Here is a 5,011-nt window from a genome sequence, read left to right as displayed (position 1 = left end):
GGCGACACCATCAATGTCAAAGGCGACAGCAACATCATCAGCGAAACCGTAGCCGGTGGTGCACAGCTGAAACTGGCCGATGTATTGAATGTCGGTCAAGCGGCTCCGGTAAAAATCGATGGTGATAAAGGCGAAGTCAGCGGCTTGAGCAATACGACTTTGGGCGGCAGCGACTTTGCCCAAGGCAAACGTGCGGCGACTGAAGAGCAGTTGAATGCGGCCCAAGATCAGTTGGTGAATGTATTGGGTGGTAATGCAGCCAATAATGGCGGCAACATCAGCATGACCGATATTGGCGGTACTGGTGAGAACAATATCCACGATGCAATCAAAGCCGTTAATGCAACTGCCAATCTGCCTTTGACTTTCGGCGGCGACAGTGGCAAAGACGTTGAACGCAAACCGGGTACGAAGCTGAATATTGTTGGCGGTCAAACCGATGCAGCCAAACTTTCAGACGGCAATATCGGCGTTGTAGCGAATGGCTCTGATAAGTTGGAAGTCAAATTGGCTAAAGACTTGGCAGTTGACAGCGTGAAAGCCGGTGACACCACAGTCAATACTGACGGCGTGAAAGTTGGTGATGTCAACCTGACTAAAGCTGGCTTGAACAACGGCGGCAACAAGATTACCAATGTTGCGGCTGGTACCGATGATACTGATGCGGTGAATGTTGCTCAGTTGAACAAAGCTGCGGCTGCGGCTAAGACTGAAGTCGTTCAAGGCGATAACATTGTTGTTACTCAGGATGTCGGCGCCAATGGCCAAACCATTTACAAAGTGGCTACCGATAAAAACTTGAAAGTAGACAGTGTTACCGCAGGCGATACCGTGATGAATAATGACGGTGTGAAAGTTGGCGATGATGTTGCATTGAACAAAGACGGCTTGAAAGCAGGCAAGGTAAACCTGACTAAAGACGGCTTGGACAATGGCGGCAATAAGATTACCAACGTTGCAGCCGGTACGGATGACACCGATGCAGTCAATGTTTCTCAACTGAAACAAGCTGCGGCTGTGTCTAAGACCGAAGTCGTTCAAGGTAAGAACATCGTTGTCACTCAGAAAACAGGCGACAAGGGTCAAACTGTTTACGAGGTGGCAACCGATAAAGACTTGGATGTTGACAGCGTGAAAGCCGGCGACACCACCGTTAACAACGACGGTGTGAAAGTAGGCGACGATGTTGCATTGAACAAAGACGGCTTGAAAGCAGGCAAGGTAAACCTGACTAAAGACGGCTTGGACAATGCAGGCAACAAAGTAACCAACGTAGCGGATGGCGACATCAATGCCAACAGCAAAGATGCCGTCAACGGCAGCCAGTTGTACGCAACCAACCAAAACGTAGCCAACAATGCTGCGACGATTGCCAAAGGCATTAACTTCGGCGGTACGACCGGCAACAACAACTACGCGTTGGGCGACACCATCAACGTTAAAGGCGACAGCAACATCATCAGCGAAACCGTAGCCGGTGGCGCTCAACTGAAGTTGGCTGACGAGATTAGCGTGAAGACAGTGAATGCCGATACCTTCAAAGCAGGTGATACTGTGATGAATAACGACGGCGTGAAAGTCGGCGATAAAGTTGCGTTGAACAAAGACGGTCTAACCGCAGGCAATACCGTGGTCAACAACGATGGCGTAACCATCGCTGCACCGACTGAAAACAATCCGAACAACCAAGTCAAACTGTCTCCTGTCGGTCTGAATAACGGCGGCCAACGCATTACCAATGTAGCTCCGGGTAAAGACGGTACAGATGCGGCAAACGTGAACCAGTTGATTGGTTTGGGTACCGAGTTGCAGAACAACATCAACCAAGTAGGTAAGAAAGCCTACGCGGGTGTGGCCGGTGCGATTGCCCAAGGCTCGATTCCGCAAGTAACCCGTCCGGGTGCGACCGGTATCGGTGTCGGCAGCGGCTACTACGGCGGTCAGTCTGCCATGGCCATCGGCGTGTCTGCGATGAGCGACGGCGGCAACTGGATTGTCAAAGGCAACTTCTCGGCCAATACCGACGGTCATGTCGGTGTCGGTGCCGGTGCACTGTATCAGTGGTAAGTTGGCAATGACAGGCAACTAAATTTGCTGCCTGAATAGGGAGGCCGTCTGAAATTTTAGGTTTCAGACGGCCTTTTTTTCTGAAAACACTTGAATTGAAGCTATCTGAAACGATATGCTTCATCTATTTACCGCATGACTCTGAAAGAGAACAAATGAGCAAAACCATCCATTATTTGAAAGACTACGCCGCGCCAGCTTACCGTATTCTGAAAACCGACCTGCATTTCGATATTTTAGAACCGCAAACCATCGTCAAATCCAGTCTGACTGTTCAACCTGAAAGAGCAGGGGAGCCATTGGTATTGGATGGTTCGGCAAAACTGCTGTCTGTGAAAGTAAACGGCCAGGCTGTGGATTATGTGTTGGAAGACGAAAAACTGACGATTGCCGGCGTGCCGTCTGAAAACTTCACACTGGAAGTGGAAACCGAAATTCTGCCGGCTGAGAACAAATCTTTGATGGGTCTGTATGCTTCCGGCGGCAACCTGTTCACCCAATGCGAACCGGAAGGTTTCCGCAAAATTACGTTCTACATCGACCGTCCGGATGTCATGTCTAAATTTACCACCACCATCGTTGCAGACAAAAAACGCTATCCGGTGTTGCTGTCTAACGGCAATAAAATCGATAGCGGCGAGTTTTCAGACGGCCGTCATTGGGTGAAATGGGAAGACCCGTTTGCTAAACCGAGCTATCTCTTTGCTTTGGTAGCAGGCGATTTGGCGGTAACGGAAGATTATTTTACGACCATGAGCGGCCGTAAGGTCAAAATCGAGTTCTACACCACGGAGACAGACAAACCTAAAGTCGGTTTTGCGGTGGAATCGTTGAAAAATGCGATGAAATGGGACGAGACACGCTTCGGTTTGGAATACGACTTGGATATTTTCATGGTCGTTGCCGTGGGCGATTTCAATATGGGCGCGATGGAAAACAAAGGTTTGAATATTTTCAATACCAAGTTCGTGCTGGCCAACAGCCGTACCGCGACCGATACTGACTTTGAAGGCATCGAATCTGTTGTCGGCCACGAATATTTCCACAACTGGACGGGCAACCGCGTGACCTGCCGCGATTGGTTCCAATTGTCGCTGAAAGAAGGTTTGACCGTTTTCCGCGATCAAGAGTTTTCTGGCGACCGAGCCAGCCGCGTGGTGCGCCGTATTGACAATGTCCGCATGCTGCGCTTGTTCCAATTCCCAGAAGATGCGGGCCCGACTGCGCATCCTGTCCGCCCGGCCAGCTATGAAGAGATGAACAACTTCTACACCATGACCGTCTATGAAAAAGGTGCAGAAGTAGTGCGTATGTATCACACCTTGCTCGGAGAAGAGGGCTTCCAAAAAGGCATGAAGTTGTATTTCCAACGCCACGACGGTCAGGCTGTGACTTGTGATGATTTTCGTGCCGCAATGGCAGACGCAAACGGCATCAATCTTGATCAGTTCGCTTTGTGGTATAGCCAAGCCGGTACGCCGGTTTTAGATGCTCAAGGCTGTCTGAAAGATGGTGCGTTTGAATTGATCATCAAACAAACCATTCCGGCTACGCCCGATATGGCGGACAAACAGCCGATGATGATTCCGGTCAAAACCGGTTTGCTGAATGAGAAAGGAGAAGCGGTTGAGTTTGAATATCAAGGCAAACGGGTGAAAGAGGCAGTTTTGGTATTGACTGAAGCCGAGCAGACTTTTGTGTTGGGCGGCGTCAATGAGCCGGTTATCCCGTCTCTGCTGCGAGATTTCTCTGCACCGGTTACCCTGAACTATCCGTACAGCGAGCAAGAGTTGGCCACTTTGCTGGCGGCAGATGAAAATGAGTTTGCCCGTTGGGAGGCTGCTCAAACCCTGTACCATCGCGCCATTAATGCCAACCGTCAGGCATTGGCGGAAGGCCGTCCTTTACCGGAACACAAAGCATTGATGGATGCTTTGGCTTTGGTGGTTTCCGGTGGCTTTGATCCGGCATTCCGTGCAATTTTGCTGCAAATGCCGTCTGAAACCGATGTATGGGCGGAAGAAGAAAATATTGACCCGATTCAGGTTCATCAAGCGCGGGAAGCCTTGCTCAATGCTGTTGCCGTCAAGTTCCTGCCTCAATGGCGCGAGCTGAACCGTCAAGCTGCCGAGCAAGAAAACCAAGCCGATGCCGCTGTTCGTTATGAATACAGCCCGGAATTGGCTGGCTGGCGTACTTTACGCAATGCTTGCAGGGCATTTATCCTTCGTGCTGACGCTGCGCATATCGAACACGTTGCGGAGAATTACGAAGCAATGGCGCAAAACATGACCCACGAATGGGGTATCTTATCCGCACTCAACAGCAATGAAAGCGAAATCCGCAATCGTTTGTTGACGCAATTTGCCGATAAATTCGCAGATGATGCTTTAGTAATGGACAAATACTTTACCCTGATTGCTTCAAGCCGCCGCAAAGATACTTTGCAGCAAGTTCAGATGGCCTTGAATCATCCTAAATTCAGCATCGAAAACCCGAATAAGGCCCGTTCTTTGTTGATCAGCTTCAGCCGCAATATTCCGCACTTCCATGCAGAAGATGGCAGCGGCTACCGCTTCGTAGCCGATAAAGTGATGGAAATCGACCGCTTTAACCCGCAGGTTGCCGCCCGACTGGTACAGGCTTTTAACATCTGCAACAAATTGGAAGCCAACCGCAAAGCCGTCATGACCAAAGAATTGCAACGCATCAATGCACAAGAAGGCTTGTCGAAAGATGTGGGCGAGATTGTCGGTAAGATTTTGAATGAAAAATAAATCTTGTTTGTTGACCTTATTGTAATTTGGCAATAGGGATAGATAGACTAAAGGCCGTCTGAAACCAATTGGTTTCAGACGGCCTGAGATCTTTGCAAAATTCCTTTCCTTCCAACAGCCGAAATCCAAACAAGGGTTTTCAGCTGTTTTCTCCTCCAATCACTCCT

General features: G+C 49.7%; 2 protein-coding genes. Both read left to right on the top strand.

The window, feature by feature from the left end; genetic code table 11:
- The coding region (locus ACTHSP_RS17765; RefSeq protein WP_440346567.1) for a YadA family autotransporter adhesin at positions 1-2,067 on the top strand (2,067 nt) is incomplete at its 5' end.
- A 155-nt stretch (positions 2,068-2,222) separates the two neighbouring features.
- Positions 2,223-4,844 carry an aminopeptidase N gene (gene pepN, locus ACTHSP_RS17760; RefSeq protein ID WP_440346566.1) on the top strand — a complete coding sequence of 874 codons (2,622 nt, stop codon included), beginning with the start codon at positions 2,223-2,225 and terminating at the stop codon, positions 4,842-4,844.
- Positions 4,845-5,011: the final 167 nt, after the last annotated feature.

The sequence above is a fragment of the Neisseria sp. P0001.S005 genome (assembly GCF_051963715.1).
Note: the sequence above shows the minus strand (reverse complement) of the source record. Positions and strands in the feature narration are given on the sequence as shown.

Excerpts from the sequence above, each read along its gene's own strand:
- pepN (WP_440346566.1), top strand. The coding sequence starts at position 2,223 with ATGAGCAAAACCATCCATTATTTGAAAGACTACGCCGCGCCAGCTTAC.